At 69.8% G+C, this 20,180-nt stretch carries 15 protein-coding genes and 1 tRNA gene; 11 read left to right on the forward strand and 5 right to left on the reverse strand.

Annotation, left to right across the window (positions count from 1 at the left end; translation table 11 throughout):
* From AAGI91_09600 to AAGI91_09635, 8 genes are all read left to right on the forward strand, one after another.
* Nucleotides 1–203 (forward strand): hypothetical protein (locus AAGI91_09600; protein MEM1042872.1); only part of this gene is annotated, 203 nt, incomplete at its 5' end.
* Between the two features lie 35 nt (nucleotides 204–238).
* A complete protein-coding gene (locus AAGI91_09605; GenBank protein ID MEM1042873.1) occupies nucleotides 239–2,299 on the forward strand; it encodes a peptidylprolyl isomerase in 2,061 nt (686 codons plus the stop codon).
* 71 nt (nucleotides 2,300–2,370) lie between these two features.
* Nucleotides 2,371–3,279: a peptidyl-prolyl cis-trans isomerase gene (locus AAGI91_09610; protein ID MEM1042874.1), complete on the forward strand. Its 909-nt coding sequence runs from the start codon at nucleotides 2,371–2,373 to the stop codon at nucleotides 3,277–3,279.
* Nucleotides 3,280–3,318: 39 nt separating this feature from the next.
* Nucleotides 3,319–4,671 (forward strand): peptidylprolyl isomerase, encoded by a 1,353-nt coding sequence (locus tag AAGI91_09615; GenBank protein ID MEM1042875.1) that lies wholly within the window; start codon nucleotides 3,319–3,321, stop codon nucleotides 4,669–4,671.
* A gap of 53 nt (nucleotides 4,672–4,724) precedes the next feature.
* Complete coding sequence (locus AAGI91_09620; GenBank protein ID MEM1042876.1) at nucleotides 4,725–5,711, forward strand: MoxR family ATPase; 987 nt, start codon at nucleotides 4,725–4,727, stop codon at nucleotides 5,709–5,711.
* A gap of 115 nt (nucleotides 5,712–5,826) precedes the next feature.
* Nucleotides 5,827–6,306 carry a TerB family tellurite resistance protein gene (locus tag AAGI91_09625; GenBank protein MEM1042877.1) on the forward strand — a complete coding sequence of 160 codons (480 nt, stop codon included), beginning with the start codon at nucleotides 5,827–5,829 and terminating at the stop codon, nucleotides 6,304–6,306.
* A gap of 72 nt (nucleotides 6,307–6,378) precedes the next feature.
* A tRNA-Lys gene (locus AAGI91_09630) sits at nucleotides 6,379–6,452 on the forward strand.
* A 166-nt stretch (nucleotides 6,453–6,618) separates the two neighbouring features.
* Entirely contained in the window at nucleotides 6,619–8,286 is a 1,668-nt protein-coding gene (locus AAGI91_09635; GenBank protein ID MEM1042878.1) for a GDSL-type esterase/lipase family protein, read from the forward strand.
* A 247-nt stretch (nucleotides 8,287–8,533) separates the two neighbouring features.
* Here the strand turns inward: AAGI91_09635 and AAGI91_09640 are convergent, their stop codons facing one another.
* Nucleotides 8,534–9,157, reverse strand: coding sequence for a YceI family protein (locus AAGI91_09640; protein MEM1042879.1), 624 nt, complete (start codon nucleotides 9,155–9,157; stop codon nucleotides 8,534–8,536).
* A 142-nt stretch (nucleotides 9,158–9,299) separates the two neighbouring features.
* Here AAGI91_09640 and AAGI91_09645 point away from each other — a divergent pair, with 142 nt between their 5' ends.
* Complete coding sequence (locus AAGI91_09645; protein MEM1042880.1) at nucleotides 9,300–10,217, forward strand: GntR family transcriptional regulator; 918 nt, start codon at nucleotides 9,300–9,302, stop codon at nucleotides 10,215–10,217.
* A gap of 237 nt (nucleotides 10,218–10,454) precedes the next feature.
* Complete coding sequence (locus AAGI91_09650; GenBank protein MEM1042881.1) at nucleotides 10,455–13,400, forward strand: malectin domain-containing carbohydrate-binding protein; 2,946 nt, start codon at nucleotides 10,455–10,457, stop codon at nucleotides 13,398–13,400.
* 14 nt (nucleotides 13,401–13,414) lie between these two features.
* Here the strand turns inward: AAGI91_09650 and AAGI91_09655 are convergent, their stop codons facing one another.
* The 4 genes from AAGI91_09655 to obgE form a co-directional block, all read right to left on the reverse strand.
* Nucleotides 13,415–15,928 carry an HDIG domain-containing metalloprotein gene (locus tag AAGI91_09655; GenBank protein MEM1042882.1) on the reverse strand — a complete coding sequence of 838 codons (2,514 nt, stop codon included), beginning with the start codon at nucleotides 15,926–15,928 and terminating at the stop codon, nucleotides 13,415–13,417.
* A 246-nt stretch (nucleotides 15,929–16,174) separates the two neighbouring features.
* Nucleotides 16,175–17,227, reverse strand: a complete 1,053-nt coding sequence (locus AAGI91_09660) for an endonuclease/exonuclease/phosphatase family protein (protein ID MEM1042883.1) — start codon at nucleotides 17,225–17,227, stop codon at nucleotides 16,175–16,177.
* A 53-nt stretch (nucleotides 17,228–17,280) separates the two neighbouring features.
* Nucleotides 17,281–18,417 carry a DNA-processing protein DprA gene (dprA, locus tag AAGI91_09665; GenBank protein MEM1042884.1) on the reverse strand — a complete coding sequence of 379 codons (1,137 nt, stop codon included), beginning with the start codon at nucleotides 18,415–18,417 and terminating at the stop codon, nucleotides 17,281–17,283.
* Between the two features lie 90 nt (nucleotides 18,418–18,507).
* The gene (gene obgE / locus AAGI91_09670) at nucleotides 18,508–19,542 is read right to left on the reverse strand and encodes a GTPase ObgE (GenBank protein ID MEM1042885.1); all 1,035 of its coding nucleotides are present in this window, start codon (nucleotides 19,540–19,542) and stop codon (nucleotides 18,508–18,510) included.
* 112 nt (nucleotides 19,543–19,654) lie between these two features.
* Between obgE and rnhA the strand changes: the two genes are divergently transcribed.
* Nucleotides 19,655–20,113, forward strand: coding sequence for a ribonuclease HI (gene rnhA / locus AAGI91_09675; GenBank protein ID MEM1042886.1), 459 nt, complete (start codon nucleotides 19,655–19,657; stop codon nucleotides 20,111–20,113).
* Nucleotides 20,114–20,180: the final 67 nt, after the last annotated feature.

Genomic DNA, 20,180 nt, shown 5'->3' on the forward strand with positions numbered 1-20,180 from the left:
ACGCCCTCCACGCCCTCCACGCCCTCCACGCCCTCCACGCCCTCCACGCCCTCCACGCCCTCCACGCCCTCCACGCCCTCCACGCCCTCCACGCCCTCCACGCCCTCCACGCCCGACGCCTCAGCCGTTTTCGCCGATGCTTAAACCTCTGGCGTCTGAACGAGCCGGCGCGGCGAAGTATTTTCGCAGGCTTTCAGCCCTAGCTCCTCCGACGTCCACCGGTACCCAACGACTCGCCATGCAGCTTCTCCGCTCTGCCCTTCTGCCCGCCCTCGCCGTCCTCCTGGTCGCCGGCCTCGTCGCCGGCTGCTCGTCCGGCCCGCGCATCCCCGCCGACCCTGACGCGGCGGCCGTCGCCGAGTTCACGGGCGAGACCCTGACGCTCGGCGAGTTCGAGAACCGCTACGCGCTGACCGTCGGCAGCCGCGAGGCCGCCGCCGCCGACTCCCTGGCGGCCTACGAGGACTTCCTCCAGCGCTACGTCGACTTCCGCCTGAAGGTCCAGCAGGCCCGCGACCTCGGCCTCGACCGGGACTCGACGATCCTCGCCGAGATCGACGACTACCGCGCGCAGCTTGCCAAGCCGTACCTCGTCGAGCGCGAGGTCCTCGAAGACATCACGCGCGACCTCTTCGAGAAGCAGAAGGAGGAGATCCGCGCCGCGCACGTCCTGATCCGCGTCGACGAGACCGCCGCCCCCGAGGACACCCTCGCAGCGTTCACGAAAATCGCGGCGCTCCGCGACTCCGTCGCCGCCGGGGCCGACTTCGAGGAGATCGCCGTGCGCAACTCCGAGGACCCGTCGGCCCAGAACAACCGGGGCGACCTCGGCTATTTCTCGGGCGGCCGGATGATCCAGGCGTTCGAGGACATGGCCTACGCCACGCCGGTCGGCGAGGTCTCGCCCGCCTTCCGCACGCGCTTCGGCTACCACATCCTGAACGTCACCGACCGCCGCCCGGCCGAGGGCGAAATCCAGGCGTCCCACATCCTCGTCCGCATCAGCCCCGAGGCGACGGCCACCGACTCCACCGAGGCCCGCACCCTGGCCGCCTCGCTGCGCGACCGCGCCCTCGCCGGGGAGGACTTCGCCACGCTCGCCCGCCAGTATTCCGACGACGAGGCCTCCGGCAAGCGCGGCGGCGACCTCGGCTTCTTCGCCCGCTCACGCATGGTGCCGCCCTTCGCCGACGCCGCCTACGCGCTCGGAGAGATCGGCGACCTCTCGGACGTGGTCGAGACGCGCTTCGGGTACCACGTCATCCTCCTCACCGGCCGCAAGGAGCTCGAGACCTACGACGAGGCCTACCCCGACCTCAAGCAGACCGCCGAGCGCCTGCCGCGCACCGCCGTCCGCCGCCAGGCCGTCGGCCGCGCCTTCCGCACCGAGGCCGGCAGCACGGTCGACGCGAACATGCTGCGCCGCGCCACGGCTGCCTACACCCCGGACAGCCTCCTCTTCCTCGCCGCGACCCAGAACTTCGGCGACTTCGCCGGCGAGACCTTCGCCACGGTCGGCGACTCGACGTTCACGCTCGGTGCCTTCGCCGACTACATCCGCCAGGCCCGCCCGGTACCCGGGGCCGACCAGTTCGGCCAGCTCTTCGACCTCGCCGACGACTTCCTCAACGAGGAGTCCGTCGAGCTCGTCGCGCTCCGCCTCGAAGAGCGCGATCCCGAGTTCCGGCGGATCATGGAAGACTACGCCGACGGCGTCCTCCTCTTCCGCATCTCCGAGGACTCCGTCTGGAACGCCGCCACGCGCGACTCGCTCGCCCTCGTGGCGCACTACGACGCGAACACCGCCGACTACCAGTTCCCCGAGCGCCGGCGCGTCGTCGGCTTCTACAGCCGGAGCGACTCCTTGCTCCAGGTCGTGGCCTCGGCCCTCGACGCTGGGCAGGGGCCGGTGGAGATCGAAGCGCTCGTCGCGGGGGCCGACCAGGGCGTGCAGATCGACACCGTGTTCATCAACAACGAGCCCACGATGACCGCCGAAGGGTCCGAGACGATCTTCGACCAGGCCCGCGTGCTGAACGTCGGGCAGCGCTCCTCGGTGCTCCCCTACCAGAGCCGCCAGGCGGTGCTCTTGCTCGACGCGATCGAAGCTCCGCGCCCGATGACGTTCGACGAGGCCCGCGCCCAGGTGGTCGCCGACTACCAGGACGTGCTCGACGAGCGGCTGCGCGCCCGGCTGCGCCAGGCCTACGGAGCGGCGCTCTACCCCGAACTCCTCCGCTTCGCCTTTGCCGGCGAGCCCACGATGGAGGCCATGATGGGCAGCGCCTCGATGCAATAAGCCGTCCCCGTACCGCGTATGGAAGAGGGGAGCCGCACGCACGCCGGCTCCCCTCCTCGTTTCAGCCCGCCATGCCCCGTTTTCTCTGCCTGCTCCTTGCGCTTGGCCTCGCTGCGTGCGGCGACCCGGCCCCGCCGGTGCCCGAGGACTACGTCGCCCGCGTGGGCGGCGAGGTCCTCACCGCAGGCGACCTCGAGCGGGCCCTCGACGTGGCCCCGGTAGGGCTCGACAGCGTGACCGCCCGGCGGCAGGTGATCGAGCAGTGGGTGACGGCGGAGCTGATGGCGCGCGAGGCCGAGGCCCGGGGCCTGCGCGAGCAGCCCGACGTGCAGCGCCAGCTCGAAGAGAACGAACGGGCCGTCCTCGCCGCCGCCCTCCTGGGCTCGCTCTACGAGGAGGACGCCACCGACCCTAGCCAGGCGAACCTCGACACCTACTTCGAGCGCAACCGCGAGCGCCTCCGCCTGCGCGAGCCGTTCGTGCGCGTGCGCTTCATCGAGACCGCAACGCGCGGCGAGGCGCAGGACGCGCGGCGGGCGATGCAGCAGGCTATGCTGAGCGCAAGCCCGGACTCGCTCTGGGAGGCGGCCGCCCGGACTTTCGCCCTCGACACGACGGCTTCGCTCACGCTCGGACGGACCTACGTCCCCGAGAGCCGCCTGCTCGCCGACCAGGCCTCAGCCTGGCAGGCGATCCGCCAGCTCAGCCCGGGCCAGATCAGCGCTGTGCTCGAGACCGACACCACGTTTCACGTCCTCCAACTCATAGCCCGCGCGGCGGCCGGCAGCGAGCCCGAACTGGCGTGGATCGAGGACGAGGTCCGCCAGCAGGTCACGCTCGGCGTGCGGAAACAGATGGTGGCCCGTCAGGTGCAACGCCTCCGCAACGAAGCCCTCTCGCGCGGCCACCTCGAAATCCGCGAGCCGAGGCCCATAGCCGCGCCGCTGTCCGACTCCACGCGCCAAGCGCCCGAAGCCTAGCGTCTTCGTTTCTACCCCCCGTTTTTACCCACTCTGTCGATGACTCTACCCCGCCCGCTCCTTGCCCTCGCCGGTGCGCTCGTCCTCTGCGCGGCCCCCGCCTCTGCCCAACTCGTCGGCGAGGTGGACGGCATCGTCGCCGTCGTCGGGGACAACGTCATCCTCCGCTCGGACGTCGAGGCGCTGTCGCTCCAGCTCGCGCGCGGCGGGGCGGTGAGCGACGAGGTCCGCCGCCAGGCGTTCAGCGACCTCGTGACGCAGGAGGTGCTCGTCGAGCACGCCGGGCGCGACACGACGGTCGTCGTCAGCCCGGACGAGGTCAGCGAGGCGCTGGACCAGCGCACGGAGGCCCTCATCCAGCAGCTCGGCGGCGAGGACGCCGTCGTCGAGCTCTACGGCCGGAGCGTGAACCAGATCCGCGAGGACTTCCGGGACCAGGTCCGCGACCAGCTCCTCGCTCAGAACTTCCAGCGCCGGCGCTACTTCCAGATCCGCATCACGCCGCAGGAGGTCCGCGCGTGGTTCGCCGAGATCCCGGCCGACTCCCTCCCCGAAGTGCCCGAGCTCGTCCGCGTAGCCCACATCGTGCGCTTCCCGGCCGTCGACCAGCGCGCCCGCGAGGCTGCCCGCGCCACGATTGACGCCATCCGCGACTCGGTTGACACCGGGGCGCGCACGATCGAAGCCCTCGCCGGGGCGTTTTCCGAGGACCCCGGCAGCGCGCAGCGCGGCGGCCGCTACGAGCGCGTCAATATCCGCGACCTCGTCCCGGAGTTTGGGGCGATTGCCGCGACGCTCGAACCTGGGGCGCTGTCCCAGGTCTTCGAGACCCAGTTCGGCTTCCACGTCATGCGCCTCAACCAGCGCCTCGGGGACCTCGTGGACTTCAACCACGTCCTCATCCGCATCGACGCCTCGCAGACCGACCCGACCGAGGCCCTCGCCACGCTTCGCACGGTCCGCGACTCCGTCCTCGCAGGCGGCTCGTTCGCGCTCCTGGCCAAGACGTTCTCGGAGGACGAGACCTCGGCCGCGCGCGGCGGCAACGTCACCGTCCCCCAGACCACAAACCGCGACCTGCGCTACGAAGCGCTCAGCCCGGCGTGGCACGCCGCCATCGACACGCTCGCCATCGGCGAGGTGAGCGCGGCGGCCGAGGTGGACCTCCTCGACGGTCAGCGAGCCTATCACATCGTCAAGCTGCAGAAGCGCACGCCGGCGCACCAGATGACGCTCGCCACCGACTACCCGCTGATCGAGGAGTTCGCGCTCCAGGAAAAGCGGCAGCGCGAGATGCAGCAGTGGATCGAGGAACTCCGCGAGACCGTCTACATCGCCATCAAAGACCCTCGGTTCGAGCGCGACGCGTTGCAAACGTCGAATGCTCAGTGACACCGGCTCCCCCTTCCCGTCCGTAGCTCGCCGCTCGTAACTCGCAACTCGCCATGGTCCCCACCTCTTCCGACCCCGCCGCCGTCGAGGCGCTCCACGACGCCTACGAGCGGCTGCGCAGCGAAATCGGCAAGGTCATCATCGGGCAGGACGAGGTCGTGCGCGGCGTGATCGTGTGCCTGCTGGCGCGGGGCCACTGCCTGCTCGTCGGCGTCCCCGGCCTCGCCAAGACGCTCCTGATCCAGACGCTCGCGCAGGCACTCGACCTGCGGTTCAGCCGCATCCAGTTCACGCCCGACCTCATGCCGAGCGACATCACCGGCACCGAGATCATCGAGGAGAACCAGGAGACCGGGCGGCGCGAGTTCCGGTTCGTCCGCGGGCCGGTCTTCGCCAACGTCGTCCTCGCCGACGAGATCAACCGGACGCCGCCCAAGACGCAGGCGGCGCTGCTGGAGGCGATGCAGGAGCACCGCGTCACCGCCAGCGGCGAGACGTTCGCGCTCGAGGAGCCGTTCTTCGTGCTCGCCACCCAGAACCCGATTGAGCAGGAGGGCACCTACCCCCTCCCCGAAGCCCAGCTCGACCGCTTCATGCTGAACCTGTGGCTGGACTACCCGAGCTTCGGCCAGGAGGTGGACGTGGTCCGCTCCACGACCGGCGCGCGCGTGGCCGACGTCGCGCCCGTCCTCGGGCACGAGGAGCTGCTCGCCTACCAGGACCTCGTCCGGCAGGTGCCGGTGGCGGACAACGTGATCGAGCACGCTGTCCGCCTCGTGGCGCGCACCCGGCCTGGGCGAGACGGCACGCCGCAGGCCGTCAACGACTATCTCAGCTACGGAGCCGGGCCGCGCGCCTCGCAGTACCTCATCCTCGGCGCCAAGGCTCAGGCCCTGCTCGACGGCCGCCTGACGCCGCTCGTGGCGGACGTCGACCGCATGGCGATCCCCGTCCTGCGCCACCGCATCGTCCCCAACTTTAACGCCGAGGCCGAGGGCAGGTCCGCCGTGGACGTGATCCGCGGCCTGCTCGAGGGGTAACGCTTCAACCGGGAGATGCTCTCCGGGACAGGCCGGGACGCGCCAAATACTCGCTTCCTCGCACGGTCTTTCCGTATCTTGGCCCTCCCTTCTGACAATCCCTTCTCCTCCGCTGATGACCGACTCGACGCCCGCTACCGTACCTGAGGTACTCGACCTCTCCGGCCTCACCGAGCGCCAGCAACTCGCCTTCTACGGGGCTCTCTTCGCCCTCGCCGCCGCCGACAACTCGATCCACGAGCGAGAGTCCGAAATCATCTTCGAATCGCTCCGGCTCGACGCGCTCTCCGAAGATGCCCGGCAGCGCGCCTTCGCCCTCAGCATCTCGCCGCCGTCGCTCGACGCCTGCCTCGACCTCCTCCACGACGCCGACGAGACCATCCGCCGCGCCCTCATGCTCGGCCTCGTGGACGTTGCTCTCGCCGACGACGAGATCGAGCCTGGCGAGCCGCAGACGCTGGAGCGGGTGCGCGCCGCACTCGGCGTCACGCCCGAGGACTTAGCCGCGATGCACACCTACGCCTACCGGGTCCGGCAGCAGGCCGGCGGCAAGCCGATCGCGCGTCCGCTCGCCTGCCCGCCCGCATTCGACTGACCGCGCGGCACTCTTCGAGCGCGCTTCAACAGAGAACGGAACAGCCTTCCGGTCCCCGTGGTACGCTGCGGTGCCTCCGTAGCTCAGTTGGTCAGAGCAGCTGACTCTTAATCAGCGGGTCGTAGGTTCGAGTCCTACCGGGGGTACTCTAGCAGGCTGGCGCTCACGTCCGAGTGCCAGTCTTTCTTTTTGCTCTGCCGAGTTGCGGGCCCTGTGTCTCATGCGGAGCACCGGAGCACACTGACGATGTCCTCCTGGGGTCAACCTAGTGCTATACTCCAGGCTCTTACCGTTCTTCCGCGCCCACGGCCCATGCACTGCTTCTCGGCAGTCCTCCTCTTTCTCTTCGCCCTACCGACGGTGGCGCAGCCCGCCCACGGCCCCGAGCCGGAGGTGCCAGTCCGCATTATGCCCGTCGGCGACTCCATTACCGAGGGCAACGACGGTGGCTTCCGCATCCCGCTGATCAACATGGTCACGCAGGCCTTTGAGATGCCGGACCTCGTGGGGCGGCGGATGAGCCGCGACCAGGACAACGGCGTCGGGCACGACCACGACCAAGACGGCTACTCAGCCTACCGCATCGACCAGATCGCCAGTGGCGAGGGGTTCTGGGGGGCCCCGCCCATCGAGGAGCGCCTCGACGATTGGGACCCGGCCGTCGTGCTTCTGCACGCAGGCACCAACGACGCGCAGCAGAACTACCACCCCTATGGCAGTGCCGCGCAGGGCATCCCGAACGTACTCCAGCGGCTTGACGACCTTGTCTCCCGCATCGTCGCCCACGCGCCGCACGTCTACGTGATCGTGGCGCAGATCATCCCGGCCAACCCGCCGGCGAGCCAGCAGACGCGGGACTACATCGTCGCCCTCAACCGCCGCATCCCGGCCATGGTGACGCGGCACCAGGCGCTCGGGCACCGCGTGACGATGGTGGACATGTACACCCCAATGCTCGCCTTCCCGAATCCCGACGGCATCCACCCAAGCCTCGGCGGGTTCCAGACGATGGCTGAAGTCTGGTTCGAGGGCCTGCGCGCCATCGGCTTTCTCGACGGCGAGATCAGGAACCCGAACCCAGGCCGCGACGACGGCGTGCGCCAGCGCGACTACTACAGCACTTCGTCCGCGACGCCCTGGCAGCCTTCCCGGAACAGCCTCATCCAGGCTGGCAGCACGACGCTGCAGCGCGCTATCCACACCGACTACGATGGCGAGACGGACCCCGGTGTCCTCAACGACGGGCTCACGGGCGTCTACAACGGCCTCTCGGACGACTTCGCCCAGGACCCCGATCACACCTGGACCAGCACGTTCGCTCTCAACACGAACGAGAACGCCGCCGGCTACGACATCGACCGTATCCAGTCGGGAGCCGGCGGGAACGAGCACGGCAAGCTCCCGCAAGCCTACGAGGTCTGGTATTCCCTGGTCGATGCCCCCGCGGCGTTCCTGCGACTCGGTGCCTTTCAGCACATTCCGGTCAACGATCTCCAGAGAGGGTCGGCCCTCGTCATCACGGGGCTCGAGGGCGCGCCGCTGGCCACCGGCGTGAAGGCGATCCAGTTCCGGTTCACGGAGCCGCCCTGGCGGCAGTGGGGGTTCTTCGAACTCCCCAAGCGCGCGCGCTACTACGAGATCGAGGCCTTCGGCACCCCGACCGTTCCGCAGCAGCGTGCGGCGACTGCCTCGGCGGCCGCACGAGGAGCGTTTGCGCTCCGCCCGGCCTACCCCAACCCTTTCGACACAGCCACAGCGCTCAGCCTCGACCTGCCGACCGCCGCGAAGGTCCAGCTTGTGGTGCACGACGTGCTGGGGCGCACGGTAGCAACCCTCGTGGACGGCCCGTTGGGCGCAGGGTTTCATCACGTCGCCTTCGACGCCGCCCACCTTCCGAGCGGGACCTATCTCGTTCGAATGCAGGCTGAGGGGCAGAGCGGTACCGTCGTCCGAACGCAGCAGGTCTCGCGGCTGCGCTAGGGGAAACCGACTGCGCAAAGCGGGCGGTTACCGTCAGGGCCCCGCCCGCTTTGCTCCTGTTCCGAGCCCACCAGGGACTGTTGGGGGACTGTTTAAGATTCACCGCCACGCGCTGCGAAGGGCTGCGAGACAGCCCGTCAGCGTTGCGCTGCATCATCGATGCTGCGGCATCTAGCTCCTGGCACGCCTCAACGGGAGCCTTTTCCATTCGCTCTCGCTTCGGCACCCGCACTTCCAACAGTCTCTCTCAGGACTGCACGGCCTGGAGTTCGAGGAAGATGCGCACGTCGTGCCCGACGATGATGCCGCCGGCCTCGGTGAGGCCGTTCCACTCCAGCCCGAACGCGCGCCGGTCGACCGTCGTCTCGGCCTCGATGCCGATGCGGCGGTTGCCACCTGGCCCCTCGGCCGTGCCGATCACGTCGCCCTGGAGGACGACGGGCTGGGTCACGCCGTGGATGGTGAGGTCGCCGGCCAGCTCGAACGCGCTGCCGTCGACCGAGACGACCTCGGTGCTCTGGAAGCGGATGTCGGGGTAGGTCTCGGCCTCAAAGAAGTCAGGCGAGCGGAGGTGGTCGTCCCGGCGCGCGTTACCGGTGTCGACGCTCTCGACCGAGATCCGCGCCGCCACTTCCATCGTGCGGAGGTCGCCCGGGTCGAGCTTGATGCGGGTGCTGTAGTCGGAAAACGTCCCGGTGACGTTCGTGATGCCGAGGTGGCGCACCTTGAAGCCGATGACGGAGTGCGCCTTGTCGATCTGGTACATCGACGGCTCGGAGGCCGGACGGTCCGGGGCGGCGGGCAGGGCGAAGCCTGCGAGGGCGACAGCGACGAACAGGACGGGAATGAAGTAGGGTCGGGTGACACGCATGGGGGCCTCCGGTAGGTGTAGATTGACGGTAGCAACCGGGCCAACCGAAGGCAGGACAGCGACGGCCCGGCTCCTCTGTCTTTCGAGACGGCCTGCGCCAAGTTGCAGCGCCCCTTCCCTTTTTTCCAAGCGGCGGGTAGTGATGATCCAGCTCGACCGGGACGCCAGCACGCCGATCGCCGAGCAGCTCGCCGAGCAGCTCCGGTTCCACCTCGCCACCGGGCGGTTCCGGCCGGGCGAGCGGCTTCCTTCGACGCGGGCGTTCGGCCAGCAGCTTGGCGTCTCGTTCCATACCATCCGCAAGGCCTACCAGCAGCTCGAAGCCGAGGGCCTGCTCGACGCCCGCCGGGGCAGCGGCTACACCGTCACCCAGCGCGCCCCGGCCCCGGCGGCGGACCGGATGGAGCGCGGTGCCGCTGTCGTCCAGGACGCCATCCAGAAGCTGATCGGGCTCGGGCTCGACGACGGCGAGGTCGAGTACCTCTTCCAGGAGCAACTCGCCTTCCTCGACGACCCCGGCGTACGCCCGAAGGTAGTCTTCGCGGCGGCCTACCGGGAGCTGGCCGAGACGTGCGCCGAGCAGGTGAGCGCCGCCATCCAGGAGCGCGTCGAAGCCGTCCGCCTCGACGCGCTCGCGCACCACGCCGACGCCGACCTCGTCGTGACGCCCCACGCCTCGGCGCAGGCAGCGGCGCAGGCCGTGCCGCTCGGAGAAACGGTGAGCGTGCTCGTCCACCCGCCGCCGGCCACGCTCGCGCGCGTCGCCCGCCTCCTGCCGACCGACACCCTCGGCGTCGTCACGCGCCACGACGACGCCGTCGCGCCGCTGCTGGCCGAGCTACGCAGCCTGACCGCCTTCTCGGGGACGGCCCTCGCCTTGCCCTCGGACGCCAACCGTGAACGCCTGGCCGGCTTTTGCGAGGACATCGACCTGCTGCTGTTCACGCCGCAGGCGCGGCGCAAGCTCCGCCCGCTGCTGACCGACACAGCACACGCGCCGCTGCGCCACCTCGTCAACCCTGCCTCACTGGACGGCGTCCGCGAGGCCGTGCGGCGCTAGCGCGGTGTTTGCGCTCCGCAGCCTACCGATGTATGTTCGGGGCCGCGAGTGCCTCTGGCGCTCCAGCCCAACCCACCCACCACGTTGACCGGTCGACGCTCCCACCACGTAGCGGCGTCGGCGAGGACGCACCGGTCGGCTCCACCACCGGCTGCACGCACCGGGCCTCACCGCCCCGGCCTTTCCCTGCCCGAGTGACAGAGCCTGTCGCGGAGCAGCCGCCCATCCCCCACCACCATGCCCTACCTGTTTCGGCAGGCGGCCGCCCTGTGCGCCGCCCTCACCCTGCTCGTCCCTGCTGCACTGGCCCAACCGGCTGTCACCGATCTCGCGCTCTACAACGCCGACACCGACCAGCAACTCGGCCTGCTCGCCACCGGCGACACGCTCGACCTCGCGGCGCTGCCCACGACCAACCTCAGCATCGTGGCAAACGCCTCGGGCAACGTGGGGAGCGTGCGGTTCGCCTTCGCGGGCAATCCCGACTACCAGACGGAGAACGTCGCTCCCTACGCGCTAGGCGGCGATACGGGCGGCGACTTCAACCCCGTCCCGGAGCTGGCCCAGCCCGGCGCGTACACCCTTACCGCGACACCCTTCACCGGCACGAACGGCGGCGGCCAAGCCGGCGACGCCCTCGCGGTCCAGCTCACCGTCGTCCAAGGCGACGACCCGCCGCCCACGAACTGCACCGGCGACGAGGGCGACTACACCGTCGAGGGTACGCGCAGCGCGTCCGGCCAGCTCATGGCCTGGCACCCGGTCACGATCACCCTCACCGGCCCGTGCCTGAGCGAAGACGGCGCGCCCAACCCGTTCCTCGACTACCGGCTCGACGTCCAGTTCACGAGCTACGACGACGGCTCGGGCTTCACCGTCCCCGGCTACTTCGCCGCCGACGGCGACGCGGCCAACACCGGTGCCACGTCGGGCAACAAGTGGCGCGCCCACGCGACGCTCCCGGCCGGGTCCTGGGCGGTCAGCTTCGAAACCTACGAGGGTCCGGGCGTCGCGATTGCCGACGACCCCGGCACGCCGGGCGGCGCGGGCACGGCCCTCGTCCTCGTCCCCTCCGAGGCGTGCGACGGCGTCACCGACTGCCGCGACAACCGCGGCAAAGGCGTCCTCCGCTACGTCGGCGAGCGCTACCTCCGCTTCGACAACGGCGAGTACTTCGTCAAGGGCGGGGCCGACAGCCCGGAGAACCTCCTCGCCTACGTCGACTTCGACGACACCTTCGACACGAACGGCCAAGCCAAGACCTGGGCACCCCACGTCGCCGACTGGAACCCGGGCGATCCGACGTGGGCCGGCGGCCGCGGCAAGGGCCTCATCGGCGCGCTCAACTACCTCGCCAGTGAGGGGATGAATGCGTTCAGCTTCCTCCCCTTCAACAACCCCCTCGGCGACGGGCGCGACGTGTGGCCGTGGACGACGCCCGGCCAGTCGTCCACCGCCCGCCTCCGCTACGACGTCTCGAAGCTCGACCAGTGGGAGATTGTCTTCACCCACGCCGACAGCCTCGGCCTCTTCCTGCACTTCAAGACGCAGGAGACCGAGAACGACCAGGTGCTCGACGGCGGCGCACTCGGGACTGAGCGCAAGCTCTACTACCGCGAGCTCGTCGCCCGCTTCGGGCACCACCTCGCGCTCAACTGGAACCTCGGCGAGGAGAACACCAACACGACCACTCAGCGCGCCGCCTTCGCCGAGTACTTCGACCGGCTCGACGCCTACGACCGGCCCATCGTCATCCACACCTACCCCGGCCAGAAGGAGCAAGTCTACGGGCCGCTCCTCGGCGATCCCCACATGACCGGAGCCTCGCTCCAACTCTCGAGCATGAACGGCGGCCACGACCAGACGCTGGAGTGGCTCGACCGCTCCGCCGCCGCCGGCCGGCCGTGGCACGTCGCCATCGACGAGCCGGGCAACGCCAACACCGGCGTGAGCTGCGACGGGCCGGGCAACAACCACACGGCCGCACGCACCGAAGCGCTCTGGGCCAACCTCATGGCCGGCGGGACCGGCGTCGAGTGGTACTTCGGCTACCAGACCTGCGCCGGCGACCTCAGCGCCCAGGACTGGCGCACCCGCGACCGGCTCTGGGACTACACCCGCCACGCGCTCACGTTCTTCCGCACCCACCTCCCGTTCTGGGAGATGGAAAGCGCCGACGACCTCGCGGCGGACAACGACGACTACGTGCTCGCCCTCCCCGGCGAGGTCTACGCCGTCTACGCCCCCGACGCGGGCAGCGTCCGCCTCGACCTCCCGAGCGGCACCTTCGACGTGCAGTGGTTCGACCCGCGCGACGGCGGGGCGCTCCAGGCCGGCTCCGTCGCCTCGGTCGAGGGCGGGGGCACGCGCAGCCTCGGCACGCCGCCGTCCGACGCGGGGTCCGACTGGGCCGCGCTCGTCACGCGCGAGAACCCGGTGGGCGAGGTCGTCGGGGCCGTCAACGCGGGCGGCGCGGCGTACACGTCTGCGAGCGGCGTAGCCTACCTCGCCGACATCGCCTTCTCCGGCGGCCGGACCTACGCCACCGCCGACCCCATCGCTGGGACCGACGACGACGCGCTCTACCAGTCGGCGCGCTACGGGGCGTTCTCCTACGCCGCCCCGCTTGCGAATGGGACCTACGAGGTGACCCTCCAGTTCGCCGACATCGCCCCGATCCCGGGCACGCGCGTCTTCAGCGTCGAGGCCGAGGGCGAGACCGTCGTGGCCGACTTCAACATCGACGACGTGGCCGACGACGACACGGCCTACGACCTCACGGCAACGGTCGAGGTCGCGGACGGACAGCTCGACCTCGCCTTCGTCCCGACGACCGGCGCGGCGGGTGTGGGTGCGATCGTCGTCCGCACGGTCGGTGCGGCGGCTCCCCAGAGCGAAGCCGGACCCGAGGCAGCGGCCAGCGCGGCGGTTCCCGTCCTCGCCTATCCCAACCCGGCGCGCGGCGTAGCGACGTTCGGGTATGCCCTGGACGAGGCGGCACCGGTCCGCCTCACGGTCTACGACGCCCTCGGCCGCCGCGTCGGCGTGCTCGTCGACGCCTGGCAGGAGGCCGGTAGCCACACCGCCCGTCTCGATGGGAGCGCGCTCCCGAGCGGGGTCTACCTGTGGCGGCTCGAGGCCGGCACCCGCACCGAGTCGGGCCGGCTGGTGCTCACCCGCTAGCCGAGCGAGCGACCTTAGCCGAGCGAGGCGCGCTCTTCCGTGGACGGGTCCTGCGCGCGCCCGGCGGTGCCTCCAGAGGCACCGTCGGGGCGCGCGGGGACGTCCTGGGGGCGCTGCGGGACTTCGGGAGTCCCGGACTCCTCCTCGGCCGGCGTGGGTGCCGCGTCGGCCTCCTCGGCACCGATCGTTTTGTCCTGGTCCGGGTACTTGACGCGGAGGTGGTAGATGCCGTTCAGGATCGAGAGGAAGGCCTCCTTGATGCGGTTCAGGTCGGCGAAGGTGAGGGCGCAGCCGTCGAGCTGCCCGTCCTCGATGCGGGCGCGGAAGATGTCATCGACGAGCCCTTCGAGCCGCTTCGGGGTGGGCTTGTCGAGGCTCCGGCTGGCGGCCTCGACCGAGTCGGCGAGCATCACGATGCCGTGCTCGTTGGTCTGCGGGCGCGGGCCGGGGTAGCGGAACTCCATCTCGTCGACGGGCGGGTCCTCGGGGCCGCGCAGCTCCTCGGCCTTGCGGTAGAAGAACTCCATCATCGTCGTCCCGTGGTGGGTCGGGATGAAGTTCCGCACGACTTCGGGGAGGTTCTCCTGCTGGGCGAGGTCGAGGCCGTCCTTGACGTGGCTGGCGATGACGAGCGCGCTCATGTAGGGCGTCACGCGGTCGTGCGGGTTCTCGCCGCCCTGCTGGTTCTCGATGTAGTACTCCGGCTTGATCATCTTGCCGACGTCGTGGTAGAGCGCCCCGACGCGGGCCTGGAGCACGTTCGCACCGACGGCGTCGGCGGCGGCCTCGGCGAGGTTGGCGACCTGGAGGACGTGGTTGAACGTCCCCGGCGCGCGCAGCGAGAGCTCTTTCAGGAGCGGCCGGTTGGTGTCCGAGAGTTCGAGCAGCGTCAGGTCCGTCGTCACCCCGAAGGTGCGCTCGAAGATCCAGAGCAGCGGGTAGGCCAAGAGCAGGAGGATGCTGTTGATCCCGATGAACGACAGCTCGGAGAGCAGGCGCTCGACCTCGCCGGCGCGGAGCAGGAAGTAGCCCCCGAGGATGAGGGCGTAGGCCCCGAAGACGAGCGCGGCCGTGAGGATGATCTGGCTCCGGTTCTTGACGTCGCGCACGCTGAAGACGGCGAGCATCCCGGCGAAGATGGTGGCGAACGTGAACTCGAAGTTGTAGCCGAAGATGAGCCCGCCGATGCAGGCCAGCGTGATCGTGGCGAACATCCCGACGCGCGAGTCGAAGATCACCGTCAGCAGGATCGAGGCGAGGCCGACCGGCACCGCGAGGTCGGCCACTTCGGGGAGGCGGACGGCCACGCCGAAGAACCCGATGATGGCGGCGAAGACGAGCCCGATCAGGAGCAGGTAGCGGGCCTCGTAGAACACCCGCCGCCGCATCAGGAAGAGGTAGAGGAAAAAGATCAGGAACGCTGCCAGCGACAGGAGGGTCTCGCCAAGCAGGACCTGCAGCGGCCCGACGTTGCCCTGCTGGTCGGCGCGGATGCGGGCCAGCGAGTAGAGCTGGCGCTGCACCTCCTCCGTCACCCGGTCGCCGCGCCGCACGACCGACTGCCCCTCCTCTACGACACCGGTCACCTGGGAGACGTCCTCGGCCGCCTCCTGCCACCGCGCCTCCGACTCCTCGCGCATGTACTGCAGCGAGGTCTGGAGGGTCTGGCCAACGAACGCCATCCCGATCTCGACCGCGTCCGGCCGGTTCGGGAAGCGGATGCGGAGCTCGTTTCGGATCAGGGTCAGCCCTTCGTTGAGGCCGTAGACGTCCTCCTTCGGGATCAGCGTCTCAGTCCGCTCCTCCGCGTCGACGAGCGCGATCTGGGACGTCAGCACGCTGTCCTTCGGCACGTCGAGCATGCCGAACGGGAGCAGGCGGCTGGAGACCGTACCGACGGCGCGGGTGAGGAGGTCGTGGAGCGCGGGGCCGGACGTGTTGGCCCGCGACGTGGTAGCGAGCCCGGCGCGGGCGGCGTAGGAGGCGACGAGGAGGTCGACCTGCGCCCGCGACAGCCAGCGCTGGAACGTCACGAGGCGCTCGCCATACTGCACCGAGTCGCGCTGGGCCGCCTCGGCCTGGCCCCGCGAGCGGTTCTGCTGCCAGTTGACGTAGGCCTGGAGGAAGCTCTCGAACCGCCGGTCGAGCGAGTCGACAGCGGCCTCGGTCTGCTGGGCGGCGTCGGGGACGCGCACGAACAGCGGCGGCTCTTCGTAGCGGACCGAGTCGCGCTCGGCGCGGAGCTGGGCCTCGCTCTTGTAGACCGGGAACCGGAACGGCGCGATCACCTCCTGGCGCTGCCACACGTCGCCGGGCTGGACCTGGGTCCCCTGCTCGTAGGGTTCCAGGTTGGGAAAGGCGAGCGTGGTCAGCAGCAGCAGCGTCCCGAAGATGCCGACGCGCACCAGGACCTCGTTGCGCGTCATGCGGCGACCCGGCTTCGGCTTCGCGGTCGAAAGCTGAAGCCCGACGCGGCTCGGGCGGCGGCCCGTCTTGCGGCCCAGGCCCAGGCGCTCCAGGATGCCCATACGGTCAGAGGGTGGCTCTATGCGGCGGTCTCAGCAAAGGTACGACAGACGGGGGACGGAGGACGGTGAGACGGAGGACGGTGAGACGGAGGACGGTGAGACGGAGGACGGTGAGACGGAGGACGGTGAGACGGAGGACGGTGAGACGGAGGACGGTGAGACGGAGGACGGTGAGACGGTTGGCGCTTCGTGCGAACGGTCTCGTTGACTTAATCGGTTTTATTTCACTCTCCCACTCTCCCGTGCTCACTCGCGGGCTTTGTCCAGGATCTCCTCCGCAGCGTCCTGGTCTTCGGCGTCGGCCTCCGGGGCCGCCTGCTCGTCGCTCCGCTCCGGTTCGTAGGCGAGGTCGATCATGATCGGGAAGTGGTCGCTGCCGACGTGCGCGAGGCGCTCGATCCGGATGACCTGAAGGTCCTCGGAGTGGAAGACGTGGTCGAGCGGCCAGCGCATCACGGGGTAGTCCGCGTGGAACGTCGCGTAGAGCCCGCGCCCGATGCGGGGATCGAGGAGGCCGGAGATGCGCTGGAAGAGCCGCGTCGTGTAGCTCCACGCGACGTCGTTGAGGTCGCCCGCCACGACGACCGGCCCGTTCTCACCCTCCAGTTCGCGTGCGACGAGGACGAGTTCGGCGTCGCGCGCCTCGGAGTCCTGCTGGATGTCGGGGCGCGGCGGGCGCGGGTGGATGAACGCGAACCGCACCCGGTCGCCGCTCGGCAACTCGACCCGGCCCCACATCGAGGGCACGTCGTCCTGGACGAGGTAGCGCGTCTCGGTCTCGGAGAGCGGCCAGCGCGAGTAGACCAGCATCCCGTAGGTGTTCTCCAGTGGCTCCAGCACGGTGTGCGGCCACTCCGCTTCGAGCGCCCGCGCCTGCTCGGCCCACCACGCGTCGGTCTCGACGGCCACCACCATGTCGGGGTCCGCGTCGCGGATCACCCGGAGCCACGTCTCGCTGTCGCGGTTGTCCATCAGCACGTTCGAGACGACGAGCCGGAAGGTCCGGTCGCTACTCGTCATCGCTGCGGGTGCAGACTGCACCGGGTGGAGGCCCGTGTACGGCCAGATGCGCCAGAGTTGAAAGACGAGGCAGAGCCCGACCAGCCCGAGGACCGCATAGTCGGGCCAGCTCCCCCGCTCGTAAAACGCTAGCATCAGCCCGAGCGTGACCACGCCGAGCACCGCGAGTTGGGCGCGGGGAAAGTCGAACATCCGAATCCACCAGTACGGCTCGCGGATCAGTGGCAGCGCGGTGGCGACGACGAAGAACGCCGCGAGGCAGAGGAGGCTGGTCTTCATGTAAGCGAGACGTGAGAGAGGCCTCTCAAGATAGTCGTCACGTCCCGACTTGTTCAGGCGCGGAAGAACTGCTTGCCCGCGAGTTGGCGGACGAGGCCCTTGAACTCAAGCGACAACAGGTAGACCAGGGCCGACGACGCGTCCAGTCCCGCCCGTTCGCAGAGCGTGTCGAGGTGGACCGGCTCGGCAGTGAGCGCCTCGTAGAGTTTCTTCTCCGCTCCGCCCAGCACCGGCGGCGCGGGCGCTGCCTCGGTCGTGGGCTCCGCACCCGGCACCTTCGGCAGTTGCCCCTCGATCTCTTCGAGCAGTTCGTCCACGCTCGTCACGAGCGTCGCGTAGCCCTTGCGGATGAGTTGGTTGGTACCGGTGCCCGTCGGCGAGAAGAGCGCGGCCGGGGCGGCCCAGACGGCGCGGTTCTGCTCCGTTGCCATCCACGCCGTGATGAGCGCCCCGCCCGTCGCCCGCGCCTCAGCGACGAACGTGCCGAGCGAGAGGCCCGCGATGATCCGGTTGCGGCGCGGGAAGTTCGGCGCGTCCGGCGAGGCTCCGAGGCCGAACTCGGAGAGCACACCACCCTGCCCCGTGATCTGCTCGGCGAGGGCTTTGTGCTTGGCCGGGTAGATGCGGTCCACGCCGGAGCCGAGGATGGCGAGCGTCCGGCCCCCGGCGTCGAGCGCCCCCCGGTGCGCCGCCGCGTCGATCCCGTAGGCGAGGCCGCTGACGACGGTGAACCCGCGCCGCGCGAGTTCGAAGGCGAAGTCCTGCGCGACGCGCTTGCCGTAGGCCGTCGCCCGCCGCGTCCCGACGATGGCGACAGCGCGCTCGTCTTGGGGTACCAGGTCGCCGCGCAGCCAGAGGACGGCGGGTGGGTCGTAAATCTGCCGGAGGAGCGACGGGTAGCGCGCGTCCCACAGCGGGACCAACGCTGCCCCGATCCGCTCGGCGCGTTCGAACTGCTCGTCGACCTCGGCCTCGCCCTCGAACCGGGCAATGGCCTGGGCTGTCTTGCGCCCGACGCGCTCCACCCGGGCCAGCGCCTGCGGCGGGGCCGCGAGCACCTCCGTCGCCGAGCCGAAGTGCGCCAGCAGCGACCGGATGCGCCCCGGCCCCACGCCCGGCACGAGCGAGAGCGCGACGAGCGCGCGCAGTTCGTCGGCGTCGGTCGGCGCGGTGCGGGCGAAGAGGTCCACGGTCAGGCGAGGAAGAGCGGAAGAGATTCAAGATAGGAGCGTGGAGGGTACGGAGGGCAGGGAGGGTGACGGGCTCCAGCGTCATGCTTCTCAGCCGGCGTTCTCCTCCTTTCTCTCCCTGCCTTCCACGCCCTCGTTCACCCTCTTCCAAAGCGCCTCCTTCAGCCGGTCCAGTCCGCGCTGCGCGACGGCGGAGACGGGCAGCATCTCTACGTCGTCCGGGAAGCCGCTGCGGGCGTCGGCGACGAAGGCGCCCAACATATCGGCCGGGAGGAGGTCAGTCTTGGAGAGCGCGACGAGGCGGGGCTTGCGGAGCAGGTCGGCGTTGAACGCCTCAACCTCGGCGAGGAGGGTGCGGTACTGCGCGCCGGGGTCGTCTTCGTCGGCGGGGACGACGAAGAGGAGAACCGCGTTGCGCTCGATGTGCTTGAGGAACCGGAGGCCGAGGCCCTTGCCGTCGCTCGCGCCCTCGATGATGCCAGGGATGTCGGCTATGACGAACGAGCGGTGGTCGCCGAGGTAGACCATCCCGAGGCTCGGCTCCAGCGTCGTGAACGGGTAGTCGGCCACCTTCGGCTTGGCCGCCGAGAGGGTCGAGACGAGCGTACTCTTGCCCGCGTTCGGAAACCCGACGAGGCCGACGTCGGCGAGGAGCTTGAGTTCGAGCGTGACCTCGCGCTCCTCGTTCGGCTCGCCGGGCTGGGCATACGTTGGGGCCTGGTTCGTGGCGCTCTTGAAGTGGACGTTCCCGAGGCCGCCGCGCCCGCCCTGCGCGAGCACGACGCGGTCGCCATCGCCCATTAGTTCGCCGAGGAGGGCGTCCGTCTCGCCGTCGCGCGCGACCGTCCCGAGCGGGACGCGGAGCACGATGTCGTCGGCGCTCTTGCCGGTCTTCTGGGCCTTGCCGCCGGGCTGCCCGTGCCCGGCGAAGTGGTGGCGGTTGTAGCGGAGGTCGAGGAGCGTGTAGAGGTTCTTGTCGGCTTCGAGAACGACGGAGCCGCCCGTCCCGCCGTCGCCACCGTCGGGGCCGCCCTTCGGTTCGTACTTGGCGCGGCGGAAGGTGGCCGCCCCCGGCCCGCCGCGCCCGCTGCGCACGGAGATGGTGACGTAGTCGACGAATTTCATGGAGTGCGTAATGCGTGAAACGTGATGCGTGACGGCGCGCTGCTCCGCCTTTTCGCTGCGGGCACCCTTACGTTTCACGCACCGCCTTGTATCCCACTTCCTCCCGATCTCCTTGAAAGACGTAGTCCTCTACACCGACGGCGCGTGCTCCGGCAACCCCGGGCCCGGCGGCTGGGGCGTCCTCCTCCAGTCTGGCCCGCACGAGAAGACCCTCAAAGGTGCCGAGCCAGAGACGACCAACAACCGGATGGAACTGGTGGCGGTAATCGAGGGGCTGCGGGCGCTGAGGGAGCCCTGCCGCGTCGCCGTCCACACCGACAGCGCCTACATCGTCAACGCCTTCGCCGAGGGGTGGATCGACGGCTGGCAGCGGCGCGGCTGGAAGACCGCCGGCAAGAAGCCCGTCAAGAACCGCGACCTCTGGGAAGACCTCCTCCGGCTTAAAGCGAACCACGAGGTCGAGTTCGTCAAGGTCAAGGGCCACGCCGACGACGAGCGCAACAACTACGTCGACGGCGTCGCCGTCGGTGCCATCGACGACCTGCGGATCGAGCTAGGGCTGGACCGGTAGACAGCGGACGGAGGACAGTGGACGGTGAGGCCCTACGCGGTTGGCGCGGAGCGCTGCGGCCTCGGTA

This window comes from Bacteroidota bacterium (assembly GCA_038746285.1).
In the GTDB taxonomy this organism is placed as follows: domain Bacteria; phylum Bacteroidota; class Rhodothermia; order Rhodothermales; family JANQRZ01; genus JANQRZ01.

What these genes read in the sequence shown, in the direction of transcription:
- AAGI91_09660 (MEM1042883.1), bottom strand. Translation starts at nt 17,227, where the DNA reads ATGAAGACCAGCCTCCTCTGCCTCGCGGCGTTCTTCGTCGTCGCCACC.
- obgE (MEM1042885.1), bottom strand. Translation starts at nt 19,542, where the DNA reads ATGAAATTCGTCGACTACGTCACCATCTCCGTGCGCAGCGGGCGCGGC.
- AAGI91_09635 (MEM1042878.1), top strand. Translation starts at nt 6,619, where the DNA reads ATGCACTGCTTCTCGGCAGTCCTCCTCTTTCTCTTCGCCCTACCGACG.
- AAGI91_09655 (MEM1042882.1), bottom strand. Translation starts at nt 15,928, where the DNA reads ATGGGCATCCTGGAGCGCCTGGGCCTGGGCCGCAAGACGGGCCGCCGC.
- AAGI91_09640 (MEM1042879.1), bottom strand. Translation starts at nt 9,157, where the DNA reads ATGCGTGTCACCCGACCCTACTTCATTCCCGTCCTGTTCGTCGCTGTC.
- AAGI91_09610 (MEM1042874.1), top strand. Translation starts at nt 2,371, where the DNA reads ATGCCCCGTTTTCTCTGCCTGCTCCTTGCGCTTGGCCTCGCTGCGTGC.
- AAGI91_09605 (MEM1042873.1), top strand. Translation starts at nt 239, where the DNA reads ATGCAGCTTCTCCGCTCTGCCCTTCTGCCCGCCCTCGCCGTCCTCCTG.
- AAGI91_09615 (MEM1042875.1), top strand. Translation starts at nt 3,319, where the DNA reads ATGACTCTACCCCGCCCGCTCCTTGCCCTCGCCGGTGCGCTCGTCCTC.
- AAGI91_09650 (MEM1042881.1), top strand. Translation starts at nt 10,455, where the DNA reads ATGCCCTACCTGTTTCGGCAGGCGGCCGCCCTGTGCGCCGCCCTCACC.
- AAGI91_09620 (MEM1042876.1), top strand. Translation starts at nt 4,725, where the DNA reads ATGGTCCCCACCTCTTCCGACCCCGCCGCCGTCGAGGCGCTCCACGAC.
- AAGI91_09645 (MEM1042880.1), top strand. Translation starts at nt 9,300, where the DNA reads ATGATCCAGCTCGACCGGGACGCCAGCACGCCGATCGCCGAGCAGCTC.
- AAGI91_09625 (MEM1042877.1), top strand. Translation starts at nt 5,827, where the DNA reads ATGACCGACTCGACGCCCGCTACCGTACCTGAGGTACTCGACCTCTCC.